Annotated in this window: 18 protein-coding genes; 5 read left to right on the top strand and 13 right to left on the bottom strand. The window is 68.8% G+C overall.

Going from position 1 to position 18,649, the window contains the following annotated elements:
* Positions 1-31 precede the first annotated feature (31 nt).
* Entirely contained in the window at positions 32-1,945 is a 1,914-nt protein-coding gene (gene thiC, locus SFC76_RS04005; protein ID WP_322848207.1) for a phosphomethylpyrimidine synthase ThiC, read from the top strand.
* Positions 1,946-2,072: 127 nt separating this feature from the next.
* On the top strand, positions 2,073-2,423 hold the full coding sequence (locus SFC76_RS04000; protein ID WP_322848206.1) for a hypothetical protein: 351 nt from the start codon (positions 2,073-2,075) through the stop codon (positions 2,421-2,423).
* 4 nt (positions 2,424-2,427) lie between these two features.
* Here the strand turns inward: SFC76_RS04000 and SFC76_RS03995 are convergent, their stop codons facing one another.
* From SFC76_RS03995 to SFC76_RS03970, 6 genes are all read right to left on the bottom strand, one after another.
* Positions 2,428-2,709 (bottom strand): DUF427 domain-containing protein, encoded by a 282-nt coding sequence (locus SFC76_RS03995; protein ID WP_322848205.1) that lies wholly within the window; start codon positions 2,707-2,709, stop codon positions 2,428-2,430.
* A 91-nt stretch (positions 2,710-2,800) separates the two neighbouring features.
* Positions 2,801-3,067 carry a Txe/YoeB family addiction module toxin gene (locus tag SFC76_RS03990; protein ID WP_322848204.1) on the bottom strand — a complete coding sequence of 89 codons (267 nt, stop codon included), beginning with the start codon at positions 3,065-3,067 and terminating at the stop codon, positions 2,801-2,803.
* Entirely contained in the window at positions 3,064-3,318 is a 255-nt protein-coding gene (locus SFC76_RS03985) for a type II toxin-antitoxin system prevent-host-death family antitoxin (RefSeq protein ID WP_322848203.1), read from the bottom strand. The genes SFC76_RS03990 and SFC76_RS03985 overlap by 4 nt, the downstream gene beginning before the upstream one ends.
* A gap of 57 nt (positions 3,319-3,375) precedes the next feature.
* Entirely contained in the window at positions 3,376-4,056 is a 681-nt protein-coding gene (gene ung, locus SFC76_RS03980; protein WP_322848202.1) for a uracil-DNA glycosylase, read from the bottom strand.
* Positions 4,057-4,371, bottom strand: coding sequence for an alkylphosphonate utilization protein (locus tag SFC76_RS03975; RefSeq protein ID WP_322848201.1), 315 nt, complete (start codon positions 4,369-4,371; stop codon positions 4,057-4,059).
* 48 nt (positions 4,372-4,419) lie between these two features.
* The gene (locus tag SFC76_RS03970) at positions 4,420-5,886 is read right to left on the bottom strand and encodes a S41 family peptidase (protein WP_322848626.1); all 1,467 of its coding nucleotides are present in this window, start codon (positions 5,884-5,886) and stop codon (positions 4,420-4,422) included.
* Positions 5,887-6,086: 200 nt separating this feature from the next.
* Between SFC76_RS03970 and SFC76_RS03965 the strand changes: the two genes are divergently transcribed.
* Positions 6,087-6,602 (top strand): ferritin-like domain-containing protein, encoded by a 516-nt coding sequence (locus SFC76_RS03965; RefSeq protein ID WP_322848200.1) that lies wholly within the window; start codon positions 6,087-6,089, stop codon positions 6,600-6,602.
* A gap of 215 nt (positions 6,603-6,817) precedes the next feature.
* On the opposite strand, the gene pepN is transcribed toward SFC76_RS03965, so the two are convergent.
* Complete coding sequence (pepN, locus tag SFC76_RS03960; RefSeq protein ID WP_322848199.1) at positions 6,818-9,427, bottom strand: aminopeptidase N; 2,610 nt, start codon at positions 9,425-9,427, stop codon at positions 6,818-6,820.
* Between the two features lie 112 nt (positions 9,428-9,539).
* Here pepN and SFC76_RS03955 point away from each other — a divergent pair, with 112 nt between their 5' ends.
* A complete protein-coding gene (locus SFC76_RS03955; protein ID WP_322848198.1) occupies positions 9,540-10,358 on the top strand; it encodes an NAD(P)-dependent oxidoreductase in 819 nt (272 codons plus the stop codon).
* Here SFC76_RS03955 and SFC76_RS03950 read toward each other — a convergent pair.
* The 5 genes from SFC76_RS03950 to SFC76_RS03930 form a co-directional block, all read right to left on the bottom strand.
* Positions 10,268-11,185 (bottom strand): DMT family transporter, encoded by a 918-nt coding sequence (locus SFC76_RS03950; protein ID WP_322848197.1) that lies wholly within the window; start codon positions 11,183-11,185, stop codon positions 10,268-10,270. The genes SFC76_RS03955 and SFC76_RS03950 overlap by 91 nt on opposite strands.
* Complete coding sequence (locus SFC76_RS03945) at positions 11,182-12,183, bottom strand: threonine aldolase family protein (RefSeq protein ID WP_322848196.1); 1,002 nt, start codon at positions 12,181-12,183, stop codon at positions 11,182-11,184. The genes SFC76_RS03950 and SFC76_RS03945 overlap by 4 nt, the downstream gene beginning before the upstream one ends.
* 335 nt (positions 12,184-12,518) lie before the next feature.
* Positions 12,519-12,809 (bottom strand): hypothetical protein, encoded by a 291-nt coding sequence (locus SFC76_RS03940; RefSeq protein ID WP_322848195.1) that lies wholly within the window; start codon positions 12,807-12,809, stop codon positions 12,519-12,521.
* Positions 12,810-12,868: 59 nt separating this feature from the next.
* Positions 12,869-13,531: a cell wall hydrolase gene (locus SFC76_RS03935; protein ID WP_322848194.1), complete on the bottom strand. Its 663-nt coding sequence runs from the start codon at positions 13,529-13,531 to the stop codon at positions 12,869-12,871.
* A 545-nt stretch (positions 13,532-14,076) separates the two neighbouring features.
* Positions 14,077-16,230 carry a PBP1A family penicillin-binding protein gene (locus SFC76_RS03930; RefSeq protein ID WP_322848193.1) on the bottom strand — a complete coding sequence of 718 codons (2,154 nt, stop codon included), beginning with the start codon at positions 16,228-16,230 and terminating at the stop codon, positions 14,077-14,079.
* 112 nt (positions 16,231-16,342) lie between these two features.
* Between SFC76_RS03930 and SFC76_RS03925 the strand changes: the two genes are divergently transcribed.
* Positions 16,343-16,924 (top strand): NADPH-dependent FMN reductase, encoded by a 582-nt coding sequence (locus SFC76_RS03925; protein WP_322848192.1) that lies wholly within the window; start codon positions 16,343-16,345, stop codon positions 16,922-16,924.
* A gap of 201 nt (positions 16,925-17,125) precedes the next feature.
* Here SFC76_RS03925 and SFC76_RS03920 read toward each other — a convergent pair whose 3' ends face one another.
* Positions 17,126-18,394, bottom strand: a complete 1,269-nt coding sequence (locus SFC76_RS03920; RefSeq protein ID WP_322848191.1) for a dicarboxylate/amino acid:cation symporter — start codon at positions 18,392-18,394, stop codon at positions 17,126-17,128.
* Between the last annotated feature and the right edge of the window lie 255 nt (positions 18,395-18,649).

Raw genomic sequence — 18,649 nt, 5'->3', positions numbered from 1 at the left:
GCGTCCGCTCTCCGTTCATGGAGAGAGACTCATGGCCGACATTCCCGCGCGTACCGAGATTGGCGTCACCACCGGCCCGATCCGCGGCTCGAAGAAGATCCACGTCGGCCCGCTCGGCGTCGCGATGCGCGAGATCCACCTCGATCCCTCCTCGGGCGAACCGCCGCTGCGCGTCTACGACACCTCCGGCCCCTATACCGATCCCGATGCGCGGATCGACATCATGGCCGGCCTGCCGCAGCTCCGCCGCGCGTGGATCGAGGGTCGCGGCGATGTCGAACGCTACGATGGCCGCGCGATCCGCCCCGAGGACAATGGCCAGCTCGGCCCCGACCGCTCCGGCGGCGTGCCGCAATTCCCCCGCGCCGCGCGCCGCCCGCTGCGCGCCCGCGCCGGCGCCAACGTCAGCCAGATGCATTACGCCCGCCGCGGCATCGTCACCCCGGAAATGGAGTATGTCGCCACCCGCGAGAATCTCGGCCGCGCGATGCTGCGCGACCACGTTCGCGACGGCGAGAGCTTCGGCGCCGCCATCCCCGATTACGTGACACCCGAATTCGTCCGCCACGAGGTCGCACGCGGCCGTGCGATCATCCCGAACAACATCAACCACCCCGAAACCGAACCCATGGCGATCGGCCGCAACTTCCTGGTCAAGATCAACGCCAACATCGGCAACTCCGCGGTTGCCAGTAACGTCGCGGCGGAGGTCGACAAGCTCGTCTGGTCGATCCGCTGGGGTGCCGACACGGTGATGGACCTGTCGACCGGCCGGAACATCCACGACACCCGCGAATGGATCCTGCGCAACAGCCCGGTGCCGATCGGCACCGTGCCGATCTATCAGGCGCTCGAAAAGGTCGGCGGCATCGCCGAGGAGCTGACCTGGGAGATCTTCCGCGACACGCTGATCGAACAGGCCGAACAGGGCGTCGACTATTTCACCATCCACGCCGGCGTCCGCCTGCCCTACATCCCGATGACGGCGAAGCGCGTCACCGGCATCGTCAGCCGCGGCGGCAGCATCATGGCGAAATGGTGCCTCGCGCATCACAAAGAATCGTTCCTCTACGAACGGTTCGACGAGATCACCGAGATCATGAAGGCCTATGACATCGCCTATTCGCTGGGCGACGGCCTGCGCCCCGGCTCGATCGCCGACGCCAACGACGAGGCGCAGTTCAGCGAGCTCTATACGCTCGGCGAACTCACCCATCGCGCCTGGGCGCAGGACGTGCAGGTGATGATCGAGGGGCCGGGCCACGTCCCGATGCACAAGATCCAGGAGAATATGACCAAGCAGCTCGAGGTCTGCGGCGAGGCGCCCTTCTATACGCTCGGGCCGCTCACCACCGATATCGCGCCGGGCTACGACCATATCACCAGCGGCATCGGCGCGGCGATGATCGGCTGGTTCGGCTGCGCGATGCTCTGCTACGTCACGCCCAAGGAGCATCTCGGCCTGCCCGACCGCGACGACGTCAAGGTCGGCGTCGTCACCTACAAGCTCGCCGCGCACGCCGCCGATCTCGCCAAGGGCCACCCCGCCGCCAAGCTACGCGACGACGCGTTGAGCCGCGCGCGCTTCGATTTCCGCTGGCGCGACCAGTTCAATCTGTCGCTCGACCCGGATACGGCCGAATCCTTCCACGACCAGACGCTGCCCGCCGAAGGCGCCAAGACCGCGCATTTCTGCTCGATGTGCGGCCCGAAATTCTGCTCGATGAAGATCACGCAGGAGGTTCGCGAATTCGCCGCGTCTCGCGCGGCGAATAGCGACCTGCTGGGAGCAGGTCGCGATCCCGAACCTCGCGCATTCGCCGCCAAGCAGAATGCGCCCGTCGCCACCTTCGTCGCGGCGGAAGAGGCCGAGGCGGGAATGGCGGATATGAGCGAACGCTTCAGGGAGAAGGGCGGGGAGGTGTATCTGCCCGCCGCCGAATGATCTCCCGCTCCGAGTCGCTGAGGGAAATGCGCCCGTCCGTCAGCGACTTGGCCGCCGCACCTTGCCTGCCACCGCCGCCGGCCTAATTTCGGCGGCACCGGTCGGGGGACCGGGGAGGGGGCTCCAGATGAGTGTACCGATCGTCCTCACGCAAGCGGCGCCGGAGGCCGTCGATCCCGCCGCCGTCACATCGCGTGCCAAGGCGCGCGCGTTGGCGATGCGCGGCAAGCTCGTCCAGACGTGGCTCTTCCCGCGCGATTTCGGCGGCCCGGCGGTTCGCGCCAACGAGCTGTTCGTCCCGCCCGACGCCGCGCGTCGCATCGAGGCGCTGATCGCCCGGCTGATCGCAAAGATCGGCGACGCGCCCCGGCGCACGATGGAGGTCCACCCCGCCTATCGCGGCGACAGCATCGTGCCGACCAGCATCACTTATCGCATCCACCCCGGCAACGAACGGGTGACGATCCCGATTTGGTAGGCGTTCAGCGCACCTCGACGCCCTTCCAGAAGGCGATCCGGTCGGTGATCTCCTTGGCGGCGTCCTTGGGCGTGGGATAATACCAGGCGGCATCGCGGTTCTCGGCGCCGTCGACGCGTAGCGTATGGTAATGCGCGGTGCCTTTCCACGGACACACGCTCGTCGTCGCGCTATCGATCAGCACCGCCGGATCGACCGCCGCGCGCGGGAAATAGGCATTCCCCTCGACCGTGACGATGTCGTCGCTCGCCGCGATCCGCACCCCGTTCCAATAGGCTTCGGTCATGTCCGCATCTCCTTGCGCCCGATCAACCGATCGGCGGGGGAAAGGATGCGCACGGCGGTGGCCTATGACGCGGGACCTGCGCGGTGCCGCCTCAATAATGATAGCGGCATTGCGCCACCTGCACCGTCTGGTCCGCCCCGTTGCCGGCGACGCGATACACCAGCCGATGCTCATGGCTGATCCGCCGCGACCACCAGCCCGACAGATTGCCGCCGAGCGGTTCCGGCTTGCCCGTTCCCTTGAAGGGATGGCGTCGGCATTCCTCGATCAACGCATTGAACTTGTCGAAGAGTTTGGCGTCATGCGCCTGCATATCGAGATACTCGGCCCACGAACGGGACGAGAATTGTACGTTCACGGCTTGAGAAGCTCATGAACCTCGCCGCGGCCGGCGTCGAGTTCGGCGATGCTCGCCAACAGTCGCTCGGCGTTCTTCGGCGAACGTAGCAGATACAGGGTCTCCTCGATCGACGCCCATTCGCTCGCCGAAACCAGCACCGCGCCTTCGCCGCGCTGGCGCGTGATGGCGAGTGGGGCGCGATCGGCGACGACCTTGTCGATCATCGACTTCAGATTTTCGCGCGCTTCGGAATAGCTGACGGCCTGCATCGCCCTGAGATGGACAACGTTATGTCCAATGTCAACGCCAGCGACGTCGCGTTACCGTCAGGCATCCGGCAACGCCCAGTCGATCGGCGCTACGCCATGCGCGACCAGGAAGGCGTTCGTCCGGCTGAACGGGCGGCTGCCGAACCAGCCCTTGTACGCCGACAATGGCGAGGGGTGCGGCGCGCTCAGCACCAGATGGTCGGGTCGCGTGACGAAGCCGGCCTTCTTCTGCGCATGTGCGCCCCATAGCAGGAAGACGACCGGGTCGGGTTTGCCCGCGACCGCGCGGATCACTGCATCGGTGAATCGCTCCCAGCCGCGGTCGCGATGCGATCCGGCGCGGCCGCTCTCGACGCTCATTACCGTGTTGAGCAACAGCACGCCCTGCCGCGCCCATGCCTCGAGGAAGCCGTGCCGCGCCGGCGCGATGCCGAGGTCGGCGTGCAATTCCTTGTAGATGTTGACGAGGCTCGGCGGCGGCCGCACCCCCGGCCGGACCGAGAAGCTCAGCCCATGCGCCTGCCCCGGTCCGTGATACGGGTCCTGCCCGAGGATCACGACGCGCACGCGGTCGAGCGGCGTCAGTTCGAGCGCGCGGAACCGGTCCGCCGCCGGCGGGAAGATCGCCTTGCCCGCCGCCGCCTCGGTGGCGAGGAAGGCGTCGAGCGCTGCGAGGCTGGGGCAGGCGAGCGCGTCGGCGAGCGGCGCCGCCCAGCTCGGATCGATCCGCGGCGGCATTCAGCGCTTGCGCACGAATTCGGCGCGCAGCACCAGCCCCTTGATCCCGTCGAACTTGCAGTCGATCTCCTGCGCGTCGCCGGTCAGCCGGATGCTCTTGATCAGCGTACCGCGCTTCAGTGTCTGACCCGCACCCTTGACGGTGAGGTCCTTGATCAGCGTCACCTGATCGCCGTCGGCGAGCAGATTGCCGACCGAATCGCGCACCTCGACCGCCCCCTCGGCCGGCGCCCCCGCCGCCGCGGCGGCATCCGCCGCGCTGATCCACTCGCCGCTCGCCTCGTCGTACACGAAGCTGTCCTCGTCGTTCTGCATCGCAAACCCCCTTGTCCAGGCCGACGCCCATACAGCCTGGCGGGCGGGTTAGAACAGCCCCGGCACCTCGCGCCGCGCGGTCGAGATGCGCCCGCTCGCCGGCATCAGCGCCTCGCGCTCGATCGGCACCGACAGCGCCCGCGCTTCCGCGCTCGCCGACGCGGTCAGCTTGGTGCAGCTCTTGCCCTGCAGGAAGTCGAGCGCCGAACGCGTCGACGCCTCGCGCGGATCGCCCATCGGATAGGCGATGTCGTCCGACGCGCGGCAACTCGCCTCCAGCGACGAGGGCACGCCGTTGGAGGCCGCCGCCAGGCCGCCGTAATAGGCGCCCTGCCGCGCCGAATTCTGCAATGCGAAGGCGATCACGCGCAGCCGGTCGTCGCACGCGGTCTTGTCGAGCGGGATCTGGCCGACCGGCTTGCCATAGGTGTTGGTGCCGATCAGCGCCGCATTGGCATGGAGGTAGGGCAGATAGGCGTTGATGACATATTCGCTCGCCGAGGCGGTGCCGCCGGTGCCGATGAACGCGATGCGGGTCGCCGCGACCGACTGCGCCTGCGGGGCGAAATAGGTCGTCTCGTTGTTCGACGCCTTCTCGGGACGGAAGCTGGTATAGCTCATCACGTCGCCGGTCGACCGGTTGGCGCCGAGCAGGTTGGTGAGCAATTCGGCGGTCGAGAGCAGCCCGCCGCCATTGTAGCGCAGATCGACGATGATGTTGGTGACGCCCGCGCTCTTGAACCGGGCGAAGGCGGTGCGCAGCGCGGTATCGGCGGTGGTGATGAAGGTGCGCAGGTTGACATAGCCGTAGCGCTGACCGCCGTCGGTGATGATCTGCGCGCCGTAGCGGCTCGACACCGGATCGAGCGTGAAGTCGCTCTTGGCCACCGCGACGGTGCGCGTGCCGCTGCCGTCCTTGACCTGGAAATAGCGCGTCGTGCCGGCCGAATCGGGGCCGAGCGCGGTGTTGAGCGCGGCACCGGTGGTATCGCTCTGGAACAGGCTGGCGACGGTCTGCAGGTTGCTCGCGCTGGTGCCGATCGCGACGATCTCGGCACCGCGATCGACGCCCGCGGCGAGGCCCGGCGCGCCTTCGAACGCCTCGGTCACGTAGAGATGCCCGTCGGCGGTCAGCCCGAAGCGCCAGCCGAAGCCCGCGGTCGACCCGGAGGAATAATAGGCATCCTCCTCCTTGATCGAGGTGAGATAGGTGAAATGCCGGTCCTTGCCCTGCGAGCGCGCCGTCGAGGTCAGCGAATCGAGATAGGAATCGACGCTGGTGAACGGCGACGGATCGGGGTTGGCGGGCAAGGTGTCGTAGAACAGATACCATTCGCGCATCTGCGCGGTGATCCAGTCCTGCCGCTCGCGCAGCGAACAACCCGCGGCCGTCGCGGTCGGCGTGGGTGTCGGCGCGGGGGTGCTCGTCGTCGGGGCGTTGCCGGTGGCGCCGTTGCCGGCGGTCGAGGACGATCCGCCGCCGCCACCGCCGCAGCCGGTCAGCATCGCGGTCATCGCCAGGACCGTCACCGAACGCCGTATCGTCACCGATTGTCTCCCCACCCGATCCACGCAAGTCTAGGCCTGCGCCGAAGCGCCGGCAATCGCGATCGCAGCCGCAAGCGGATTGATTCGGATCAGTGCCTGCCGACGCAACCGCGCCGCCGTCCGGCTCGTTGCACCCCCCGACGACACCAGCATGACGGAGAACGACCATGGGCCTGTTCAGCAAGGACATTGCGACCTTCGAGGATCTCTACGTCCACCAGCTAGAGGACATTTATTACGCCGAGCAGCAGATCACCAAGGCACTGCCCAAGATGATCGAAAAGGCGACCGACGTGCAATTGCGCCAAGGCTTCGAACAGCATCTGCGCGAGACCGAGGGGCAGATCGATCGCCTGCGCCGCGTCTTCGAGATCGAGGGCCGCCAGCCCAAGGGGGCGACCTGCCCGGCGATCGACGGCATCATCAAGGAGGCCAACGAGGTCGCCGGCGAGGTGAGCGACAAGGCGGTGCTCGACGCTGCACTGACCGCGGCGGCGCAGGCGGTCGAGCATTACGAGATCAGCCGCTACGGCACCTTGGTCACCTGGGCCAAGCAGCTCGGCCACACCGAAAGCGCGGCGCTGTACCAGCAGACGCTCGACGAAGAGAAAGCGACCGACGAGAAACTGACGCAACTGGCAACGAGCAAGCTCAACGCGCGGGCCGAGGCCGGCGCGGCGTAAGATCGTCCGTCACGTAGCAAGCGGGTACCCCGGCGAAGGCCGGGGCCCAGTTGGGCGAAGCGTCGTAATGACTTACAACGGCCTTCCCGATTGGGCCCCGGCCTCCGCCGGAGTACACCGGGTGTTGTGCAGAGGTTTTGCCGTTTCTGCGTAGGTGATGCGCTCTACCTTCAGCTGAAACGCATTTGGCATAACAGGGTGTTGGAGCGATCCCTCTACCCCAGGCTTTTCGACGCCTGTTCGAACACGTCCTTCGACAGCCCCGGCGTAGCGACGATCCGCTCCAGCTCGCCGCGCATCAGCGCCGCGCGATCCGCATCGAAGCGGCGCCAGCGCGCGAGCGGCGGCAGCAGCTTCGCCGCGGTCTGCGGGTTGAGCTTGTCGAGCGCGATCAACTGGTCGGCGAGGAAGCGATAGCCCGAGCCGTCCGCCGCGTTGAACGCGCGCTGGTTCGCCCCGAACGCACCGACCAGCGCGCGCGCGCGATTGGGGTTGGCGAGCGTGAAATCGGGATGCCGCGCGAGGTCGGCGACCAGCCGCCCGGTGTCGTCGCGCGACGACAGCGCCTGCGTCTGGAACCATTTGTCGATCACCAGCCCGTTGCCGGCATAGCGATGGTAGAAGATGTCGAGCGCCGCCTCGCGCTCGTCCGAATAGCCGTTGGCGAGCGTGCCGAGCGCACCCTGCCGGTCGGTCATGTTGTCGGCGCGCTCGAACTGGCGGAAGGCGATCGTCGCGGCATCGTCCGCACCGCTCGCCGCGATATAGCCGAGCGCGACGCTGCGCAGCCGGCGATGGCCCTTCGCCGCCGGATTATAGACATAGGGGCCGCTGGGCGCGCGCTCGTAGGCGTCGCGCCAACGGTCGGCGAGGCGCAGCCCGAGCGCCCGGCGCAGCCCCTCGCGCGCGCGGAAGATCGCTTCGGGATCGACCATCGCGAGCTGGTCGCCGATGAACCCCTCCGACGGCAGCAGCACCGCCTCGGCGACGAACGCCGGATCGAGCGTGCGGTCGTCGAGCGTGTTGGCGACCGCGGTGATCACCGCGTCATTGTCGGGCCGCCCCTCGATCGTCGTGGCGACCAGCGTGTCGAGCATCAATTGCTGCATCGCCTCGTAGCGCGCGAAGGGATCGTCGTCGTGCGCGCTGAGGAAGGCGAGATCGGCGGCCGACCGGTCGCTCTCGATGATCACCGGCGCGGAAAAGCCGCGGTTGACCGACAGCACCGGCCGTTCGGTGATGCCGTCGAACACGATCGTGCTCGCCGCATCGTCGAGCAGCACCAATTGCTCGTCGCCGAGCGCGCGGCCGGTCTCCGCGCCGAACACGCGGATGCGCAGCGGCAGCACCATCGGCTGCTTGTCGGGCTGGCCCGGCGTCGCCGGCACGTGCTGCGCGAGGCGCAACGTCGCGCGGCCGTCACCCGCCTGATGCGCCAAGCTGGCGGCGACGCGCGGCGTGCCCGCCTGGCTGTACCACAAGCGGAATTGCGTCAGGTCGCGGCCGCTCGCCTCTTCCATACAGGCGACGAAATCCTCGCAGGTCGCGGCGGTGCCGTCGAAGCGGGTGAAATAGAGGTCGGTGGCGGCGCGGAACGCCTGCGGCCCCAGGATCGTCGCCATCATCCGGATCAGCTCGGCGCCCTTGTTGTAGATCGTCGCGGTGTAGAAATTGCCGATCTCGATATAGCTTTCCGGGCGCACCGGATGCGCGAGCGGGCCGGCATCCTCCGGGAATTGCGCGGCGCGCAGGCCGCGCACGTCCTCGATCCGCTTGACCGCCGCCGAGCCCTGGTCCGCCGAAAAGCCCTGGTCGCGATAGACGGTGAAGCCTTCCTTGAGGCTGAGCTGGAACCAGTCGCGGCAGGTGATGCGATTGCCCGACCAATTGTGGAAATATTCGTGCGCCACCACCGCGGCGATCGCGTCGTAATCGTAATCGGTGGCGGTATCGGGATCGGCGAGGATGTAGCGGCTGTTGAAGATGTTCAGCCCCTTGTTCTCCATCGCGCCGAAATTGAAATCGTCGACCGCGACGATGTTGAACACGTCGAGGTCGTATTCGCGGCCGTAGACGCGCTCGTCCCACGCCATCGCCAGCTCGAGCGCGTGGAGCGCGTGCCGCGTCTTCTCGACGTCGCCGGCGCGTACCCAGATGCCGAGGTCGACGGTGCGGCCCGATTGCGTGGTGAACTGGCCGCGATTGACCGCGAGATCGCCGGCGACCAGCGCGAACAGATAGGAGGGCTTGGGGAAGGGGTCGTTCCATTCCGCCCAATGCCGGCCGTCGTCGAGCGTGCCCTGCGCGATCGGATCGCCGTTGGCGAGCAGCACCGGATAGCGCGCCGCATCGGCGATCATCCGCACCGCATAGCGGCTCAGCACGTCGGGCCGGTCGGGGAAATAGGTGATGCGGCGGAAGCCCTCCGCCTCGCATTGCGTGCACAGGATGCCGCCGCTGGCATAAAGGCCCATCAGCTGCGTGTTGCGCTCCGGCGCGATCTCCACCTCGGTCTCGACCGTGTGCGCGTCGCCGGGCAGCGGGACGACGAGCTGCTCGCCCTCGATCCGCCAATCCTCGGTGGCGACGCCGTCGATGCGCACCGCGAGCGGGCGCTGGCCGGCGCCATCGAGCCGCAGCGGGTCGCCGCTCGCATCGTTGCGCGTCACCGACAGCGTCGCGGTCACCCGCGTCGCGGCGGGATCGAGGTCGAACACCAGCCGCGTCTCCGGCACCAGCCAGGCGGGCGGGCGGTAATCGTGGCGGCTGATCGCCCCGGTCGCGGCGTGATCGGGCTGGGCGATGGCGTTGAGGGCGTCGAGCATCCACCCTTTATAAGAACGCACGCGTCCGCTGCCAGTCCTTCCTCCGCACAGGACCACGGCGCATCCTCGCGCTGGGCCGTCGACAAGCTCCGCCTGACGGGTAGGATGCGCTATGCTCCTGATCTTCGGCCTCGGTTATACCGCCACCCGCATCGCCGCCGCCTGGCCCGGCGCGACGCTCGGCACCACGCGCGACGGCCGCGACGGCAGCCTGCGCTTCGCCGACGAGGCCGCGGTGCGCCCGGCGATCGCCGCGGCGACGCACATCCTCTCCTCCGTCCCGCCGGAGGGGGAGGAGGATCCGGTGCTCGCCCGCTACGGCGATGCGCTCGGCGGCGGCCGGCTCTTCTATCTCTCCTCGACCGGCGTCTATGGCGATGCCGCGGGCGCGTGGGTCGACGAGAGCGCGCCCACCGGTTCCGGCCGCCGTTCGGCGCGCGCCGCCGCCGATGCCGCGTGGCTGGCGCACGGCGCGCGCGTCTTCCGCCTGCCCGGCATCTACGGTCCCGGCCGCTCGCCGCTCGACCGCGTCGCCGCGGGCCGGGCGCATCGCATCGGCCTGCCCGATCAGGTGTTCAGCCGCGTCCATGTCGACGATATCGTGGCGGGCGTCCTCGCCGCGCGCGACGCCCCCGCCGGCGCCTATAATCTCGCCGACGACCGCCCCTGTTCGCAGGACGCGGTCGTCGCCTTCGCCGCGCGCCTGCTCCGCCTGCCGCCGCCGCCGCTGGTCGCGCTGGAGACGCTGAGCCCGATGGCGCGCGGCTTCTATGCCGAGAACCGCCGCGTCGCCAACGGCAAGGCGAAGCGCATCCTCGGCTGGCGCCCCGTCTATCGCGATTACCGGTTCGGCCTGCGCGCCCTCAACGCGATGACCAGCCCGACCCCGGTCAGCGCCGCTCCCGCCGCGGCGAGCGGCGACCAACGATAGCCTTCGAACAATGTCGACAGCAGCATCGCGATCACCGGCACGATGACGCTCGAATAGGCCGCCTTGGCCGGCCCGATCACGCGCAGCACCTTGTAATAGAGCGGAAAGGCGACCGCCGAGCCGAACAGGCCGAGATAGAGGATCCCCGCCCAATAGGCGCCGCGCATCTCGACCACCGGCGGCCCGGTCAGCCACCAGGCGACCATCCCGTCGACGCCCGCGCCGATCAGCATCGATACCGCCAGCGTCGCCATCATCGGATAGCGTTTGGCGGTCGGCGTCGCCTGCAGCACGTTCGCCATCGACGCGGCGAGGATCGCCACCCCGGTGAAACCGATCCCGGCCAGCGTCGCCGCCGTCCCCGCCGGGCCGCTGCGCGCCTCGTGCAGGAACAGCAGCGCGATCCCCGCCATCGCCACCGCCGATCCCGCGATCAGCTGCCCGCCCATCCGTTGCCCGAGCAGGATGCGCGCCAACAGCGCGTTGGGCACCAGCAGGATCGCGAACACCACCGCGACGAGGCCGGAGGTGATGTGATGCTCGGCGCGATAGACGAAGTTGAAGTTGAGGCAGAATTGCAGCACGCCGACCGCCGCGGCGAACGCCCAGCCGCGCCCATCGAGCGCGAACCGTTCGCCCTTCGCCCTGGCGACGATCGTCATCGCGATGCCCGCGACGAGGAAGCGGTAGGTCACCGACCAGCTCGGCGGCACCACGCCCAATTGGTCGCGGATCACCAGCCAGGTCGATCCCCAGATCAGCGTCACCAAGGCGAAGGGGACGAGGATCGCCGCCCGCGTCGACCGGGGCGCGGCGGCCTCGCTCACAGCGCCCCGATCGCCGCCGCAAGCAGCGCGACCTGATCGGCCGGGCTGTCCCACGCCGTCACCAGCCGGATCTCGCCCGCCGCCCAATCGTAGAAGTCGAACCCCTGCGCGCGCAGCGCCGCCGCCTCGTCGGGCGTCGCCTGCAGGAACACCTCGTTCGCCTCGACCGGGTGGACCAGCCGCGCCCCCGCCGCCGCCGCCAGCTCCGCCGCGCGCGCATTGGCGGCGCGGGCATTGTCGAGCCACAGGTCGTCCTCCAGCATCGCCAGCACCTGCGCGGCGAGATAGCGGCCCTTGGAGAACAGCAGCCCCGCCCGCTTGCGCCGGTACAGCGTCGCCCCGGCAAGCGCCGGCTTGAAGAAGACGAGCAGTTCGGCGCTCATCGCCCCGTTCTTGACGAAGCCGAAGCTCAGCGCGTCGACCCCCGCCTGCCACGTCACTGCGGCGGGCGAGCACCCCAGCGTCGCCACCGCATTGGCGAAGCGCGCGCCGTCCATATGCAGTCCCAGCTCGCGCGTCCGCGCCAGCGCGCCGATCGCGGCGACCTCGTCGGGGGTATAGACGCGGCCATATTCGGTGGCGTTGGTGATCGAGATCGCATGCGGCTGGACGCGATGCACGTCGTTGGCGATCGCGTCGATCACCGTGGCGATCGTGCCGGGGGTCAACTTCGCGCCCTCGCCGTCGGCGAGATAGAGTTTGGCGCCATGCGTATAGAATCCGGGCGCGCCGCCCTCGTCGTTCTGTATGTGCGCATCGCGATGACACACCACCGCGCCATGCGGCGGGCACAAGGCGGCGAGCGCGAGGCAGTTCGCCGCGGTCCCGGTCGGCACCCACAAAGCCGCGACATCGGTGCCGAACAGATCGGACAGCCGCCCGTCGAGCGCCTGCGAACGCGCATCGCCGTCATAAGCGGTGTCGAGCCTGTTGGCCTGCGTGAGCGCGGCCATCACCTTGGGATGCACCGGCGCGGCATTGTCTGAAAAGAAGCGCATGCCGAAAACCTTGCGGCGCGGGGCCGGCACCGTCAACCGCGCTTGGCGGGCGAATGGCCACCGCCGCCACTTCGTCCCACGCTACCTCGGGCCCCGTGCTCCTGCGAACGTAAGGCTTCTGCAAAATGCCTTATGTACCCCGGCGACGGCCGGGGCCCAGTTGGGAAGGCGGGGGTACGTCATCGCAAACCTTCGCCCAACTGGGGCCCGGCCTCCGCCGGGGTACAAGCCTGTGTCACTGACCGAGTGTGATCGAGGTCTCGCCGAAGCGTCGTTCATGCGTCACCCCGGATCAAGTCCGCAGTGACGGGAGAGCCCGGAAGCCCCCCCCGCGATCACCCCATCCGCTCGGTCAGCACGATCTCGCCCTCGACCTCGATATCCTCGTCGCTGTCGAGATCGGCACCCTCGGGCATGTCGAATTCCGCGCTCCAGTCGTACACCTTCGCCGCGCCGCCCTCGATCCACACGCGCACCGCGCCGCTGGTGATCTCGCCGCCCATCGCGCCGACGAAGTCGGTGACCAGCGCATCGGCGGCGCTTTCGTGATCGGTCACGCCGGGGATGCTCGCCGCCTCGACCTCTTCGTCCAACTCGATGATCTGCGCCCAGAATCGTTTTGCCATCGTCTGCTTCCTTGCTGCGGGGGGCGGTCTTGCCAGATCGGCGCGTGAAACGCTCGCCTCTAATGCCGCACGTAGAACAGGTGTGAGCGCACCCGCCCGACCTTGACCAACGTATCGCGCCAATAGGGCACCATCCAGTCGGTATGGTAATGCGTCGCCCGCCCGACCGCGACGAAGACATAGCCGCCGAGCGCCCGCCGCGCCGCGCGCCGTGCCGCGCCCCAGCCGAGGTGCACCGGCCGCCGGGCGAACGATCCGTCGCAGGTGAACGAGAATTGGCAGCCCGTCGTCCGGTCCGATCCCTGATAGACGACGCCGCAGATCGTCTTGGGAAAGCCCGGTGCGCGCACCCGGTTGAGGATCACCTGGATCACCGCCTGCTGCCCGCGGCGGTCGTCGCCCGCCTCGTAGAGCGCGGCGGTGGCGAGGCATTCCGCCGCCTGCTCGCGCGCGGCGGGGCCGCCCTGGAAGCGATAGGGCAGGGCGCGCAGCCGCCGTTTCGTCTCGATCGGCACCGCCGCGTTCGACGCGCGCGCCTCTTCCATCGTCAGCGGCCTCGCGACCTGCGGCGCCGGCGGCAGCGCGAACCGCCACGGCCCGATCGACCCCGCCACCACGATCACCACCGCAACGACGCCGAGCAGCAGCAACCACCGCTCCGACGCAAGATCATGCGCCTTACGCCGCCCGCGCGGCCGGGAAGGGGTGCGTCGCTGCGCCATCGTGCGACCGTCTAGCCGAGGCGAAGCACGATGCCAGCCCGCATGCGCGCCGCTTCCCCACGTATCCGTCACCCGGACTCGTTCCGGGCCGCAGGCGAACGGCATCATCTCAAGCGTTTCTCCTCGCCGCAGAGTAGACCCCGGAACGAGGCCGGGGTGACGGCGGAAGCCGGGAGAGCATTGGGCGAAGATAAACGCCTAGGCGACTGGCCCGCATCGACATTCCGCACAGGGACGACCCTTCACTCAACCCCACCAGCGCTCCCGCGAAGGCGGGAGCCCAGGAGTCCCCACCGCCGTCAGACGTTGCTCTGCTCAACCCTTAATCGCTCCAGCGCTCGCAGATATCGCAAGAAGAAGAGCGGGATCACGCGAAGGCGCGAAGGCGCGAAGGTGTACCGCGTGGGGCGGCGTGGTCCTGTCATCGCAATCGCTCGATGGAAAGGGCCGCTACCGCGGCGGGCGCAACACCTTCGCGCCTTCGGGTCTTCGCGTGAACATCCCTCGTCGCTACGCGTCCCGAGTCAGCCGGATACCGATCCGGCCTATTCCTCATCCCCCTCGTCGCCACCACGCCGGTCGCGCGGTGGCGGCGCGTCCGGCGGGACCGGCGCGCGGTCGCGGCCTGGCGTGATGCTGATGCTGCCGTCGCGGCCCATCTTCATCTGCATGCCGAAGCCGTCGATCGTCCCCTCGGGCGCGGCGATGTCGCCCATCGATTCGTCCAATGCCTCATCGGGGCCGACGACCGCCTCGGGGTCCATCGCATTCTCCTCGATCACTACCGGCGCGACGACCGGCGCGATGTTGAGTGCGGAGACCATGAACTGGCGCCACAATTGCGCTGGGATGCCGCCGCCGTGCAGCCCGGCATTGGGCGAGCTGTCGTCGTTGCCGACCCACACGCCGACCACCAGATCGCCGGCGAAGCCGATGAACCAGGCGTCGCGGCTGTTCTGCGACGTCCCCGTCTTGCCATAAGCCGGCAGCGTCAGCACCGCGGCGCGACCGGTGCCGCGCAGCGACGCGCCGAGCAGGTCGAGCATATGCTCGCGGATGCCGTCGGGCATCGTGCTCGGCCCGCCGGTCAGCGACTGATACCAGCTCTTGCTCGCGCCGCTGTCCTCCAGCCCGCGCGGGTGGACCGGATATTTGCCGTTGGCGACCGCCGCATAGGCCGCGGTCAGTTCGAGCAGCGAGACCTCCGCGGTGCCGAGCCCGATCGTCGCCTCGTTGGGGATCGGCGTCGAGATGCCGAGATCACGCGCCGCCTTGATGACGTTGCGCACGCCGACCTCCTGCGTCAGCCGCGCCGCGACGACGTTGCTCGACCGGGCGAAGGCGCGGCGCAGCGTGATCGGCCCGAGATAGCGGTTGTCGTCGTTCTTCGGCTTCCAGCCGGCGATCTCGATCCGGCTGTCGTCGGCCATCGTGTCGGGCGTCATGCCGGCGCGCATCGCGGCGAGATAGACGAACAATTTGAACGTCGAGCCGGGCTGGCGGCGTGCCTGCGTCGCGCGGTTGAACGGGCTCTTGGCGTAATCCTTGCCGCCGACCATCGCGACGACGCGGCCGTCGCGGCGCATCGCCACCATCGCCACCTGCGCCTGCCGCAGCCCCGCCTGCCGCACGACGCGCTCGGCGGTATTCTGCAGCCGGCGGTCGAGCGTCGTCTTCACCGTCGCCTCGGTCTTGATCTCGCCCGCCTGGTCGCGCGCGTCGGGCAGCACCCAGTCGGCGAAATAGGTGCCGCTCGGCAATCGCGTCGGGCGGCTGGCCAGCACGCGCTGCGGCTCGACCTCGGCGGCCTCGGCCTTGGTGATGAAGCCCGCTTCCGCCATCGCCCGCACCACCAGCATCTCGCGCTTGCGCGCGCCCTCCAGATTGCTGGTCGGCGCGAGCCGCGACGGCGCCTTGACGAGGCCGGCGAGCATCGCCGCCTGGCCGACGTTCATCTTCTCGGGCTCGCGGCCGAAATAATGTTTCGACGCGGCGCGCAGGCCATAGACGTTGTCGCCGAAATAGACGTTCGACAGATAGCGCGACAGGATCTCGTCCTTGCTCAGCCATGCCTCCAGCCAGAAGGAGATCATCACCTCGCGGATCTTGCGGGCGGCGGTGCGGTCCGAATCGAGGAAGGCGTTCTTGGCGAGCTGCTGCGTGATCGTGCTGCCGCCCTCGCGCACCCCGCCCGAGCCGACATTGTGGACGAAGGCGCGCAGGATGCCGCGCGGGTCGATTCCCCAATGCGAGCGGAAGCGGCGGTCCTCGATCGCGAGAAAGGCGTCGGTGACGTGCGCGGGCAGCTTGGCGGCGTCGACCGGCGCGCCGATGATCGCGCCGCGCCGCGCGATCGGCGTGCCGTCGTCCGCGGTCAGCGTGATCGACGGCGGCGTCGGCGGCTTGAGCGAGCGGCTCAGCGGCGCGGTGACCGCGAGCCAGCCGATCGCGATCACCAGCAGGACGATCCCCACGCCGATGCCGCGCACGATCCAGCGGCCGATGTTGCGCGCGCTGCGCGGCGACGGCGGCAGGTCGCCGCCGGACGGATCGTCGCGGTCGAGGAAGTCGTCGAAGCGGCCGCCCAGGCGGTGGTCGCGCGGTGTCTCGTCGTCCAGCTCGTAGCGCTGGCCGATGGAATTGCGGCGATTGGTATCGACGGGTTCGTGACGCATCGGCTCGTCCCAGCGGTCAGCCATGAGGTGTATTACAATCCTAAAACAGCTGAGGCAAGGGCGCACGGCTCTGCGTGCGGTTAGCGAAGTTTACCTTGGCTGGCGCCGTCCGTCGAGCCGCGCTATCGCAGGTGTCATGGCAGTCGATCCCGCTTCTCCCCCCCTCGTCGTCGGCATCGGCGGCACCATCGGCGGCGTCTCGTCGACCGAGCGCGCGCTCCGCATCGCGCTCGACGCGGCGGAGCGCGAGGGCTTCCGCACCCGCATGTTCGGCGGCGCCGACATGGCGCGCCTGCCGCTCTACGACCCGCGCGCGACCAGCCGCACCGCCGACGAGGAGGCGTTCGTCGACGCGGTGCGCCAGGCGTCGGCGGTGATCATCGCCAGCCCCGGCTATCACGGCAGCATCTCGGGCGTGGTCAAGAACGCGCTCGACCTGCTCGAGGAGACGGCGAAGGATCCGCGCCCCTATCTCGCCGACATGCCGGTCGGGCTGATCGCGACGGCTTACGGCTGGCAGGCGACGGGCTCGACGATCGCCGCGCTGCGCTCGATCGTCCACGCGCTGCGCGGCTGGCCGACGCCCTTCGCCGCGGCGATCAACACGCAGATCACCAAATTCGACGCCGACGGCGGCGCGAGCGACCCCGCGGTGGTCGAACAGCTCGGCATCGTCGGCCGGCAGGTCGCGCGGTTCGCACCGCTCGCCACGGCCTGATCCCCGGACGCCATCACCGGGCAACATGGACAAGTTGGACACCTTAACGGAAACGATCCGGGTCTATCGTTTCGATTCCTGCACCAATGAGAAAGAGCCGCGCCGTCCGACGACGGCTTAGCGGATGCGCGGCCGGTAGGACAGGCGCGCGTATTTCCGGCGTCGGTGCAAGGCTTTGCCCCGGAGTCGCACCTATATCGTTCAGGCCGGGACCAATTCGCCCGCGTCCGACTCGGCCAGCAGCCCCTGCCGCTTGGCGACGATCGCCGGGATCAGCGCCTGCCCCGCGACGTTGACCGCGGTGCGGCCCATGTCGAGGATCGGGTCGATCGCGAGCAATAGACCGGCACCCTCCAGCGGGAGGCCGAGCGTCGACAGCGTCAGCGTCAGCATCACCAGCGCCCCGGTCAGCCCCGCGGTCGCTGCCGAACCGAGCACCGAGACGAGCACGATCAGCAGATAATCTGTGCCGTGCAGCGGGATATTGTAATATTGCGCGACGAACAAAGCCGCGACCGCGGGATAGACGGCGGCGCAGCCGTCCATCTTGGTCGTCGCCGCGAACGGCACCGCGAAGGCGGCATAGCTGCGCGACACGCCGAGCCGCTCGACCACCTGTTCGGTGACGGGCAAGGTCGCGATCGACGAGCGCGAGACGAAGCCCAATTGGATCGCCGGCCAGGCGGTGGCGAAGAAACGCTTCGGGCTCATGCCGTTGGCGAGCAGCAGCAGCGGATAGACGACGAACAGCACGAGGCCGAGGCCGATATAGATGGCGATCGCGAAGGTGCCGAGCGCCGACAGCGACTGCCAGCCGTAGCGGACGATCGCGCTGCCGAGCAGCGCACCGGTGCCGATCGGGGTCAGCCGCACTACCCAGCGCAGGATGCGGCGGAAGATCGCCAATGCCGAGGCGTTGAAGGCGAGGAACGGCGCGCCGGCCTCACCCGTCCGCACCGCGGCGACGCCGATCGCGATCGCGACGACGATCAGCTGGAGCACGTTGAACGACAGTCCGGTCTTCGCGCCGCCGTCGGCGAGCCTGGTCGAGGCTTCGAGGCCGAGGATATTGGCCGGCACCAGCCCGCGCAGGAAGTCGAGCCACGACCCCGCAGTCTCGGGCCGCACCGCAGCGGCGGCGCTGACCCCGGCATGCGCGCCGGGCTGCAGCAATGTGCCGAGCGTCAGCCCGATCGACACCGCGATCAGTGCCGACAGTCCGAACCAGAGGAAGGTGCCGGTGACCAGCCGCGCGGCGTTGTTGAGGTCGCGCAGCGCGGCGATCGACGCGACGATCGCGGTGAAGACGAGCGGCACGACCAGCGCCTTGAGCAATTGCACGAAGATGTCGCCGACGATCTTCAGCCCGTCGGCGAGCCCGGCGAGCGCATAGCTGCGCGCGACGAAGCCGAGCGCGAGCCCGATCGCCATGCCGATGAACACCTGCACGCCGAAGGGAGGGCGGGTCACTGCGTTGAAGTCCTGATCATCGCGGGGATGTAGGGGGTGGGCGGTGTTGGCGCGACGATAGAAATGGTGGAGGCGGGTAAAGATGGGGGCGAATGGCGGAGGCATGTAATTGTGCTCCCGCCCTTTCCTCCCCCTCCGTCACGCCTTCGGCGCGCCACCTCCCCCTGGCGGGGGAGGACTTTCCTATTCCTCCCCCGCCAGGGGGAGGTGGCAGCGCGTCAGCGCTGACGGAGGGGGAGGAAAGGGTGGGAGCTA

Origin of the sequence: Sphingomonas sp. CD22, assembly GCF_034556155.1 — a bacterium.
Classification (GTDB): Bacteria; Pseudomonadota; Alphaproteobacteria; order Sphingomonadales; family Sphingomonadaceae; genus Sphingomonas.
The sequence above is the reverse complement of the archived record's forward strand: the minus strand, read 5'-3'. Positions and strand labels throughout refer to the sequence as shown.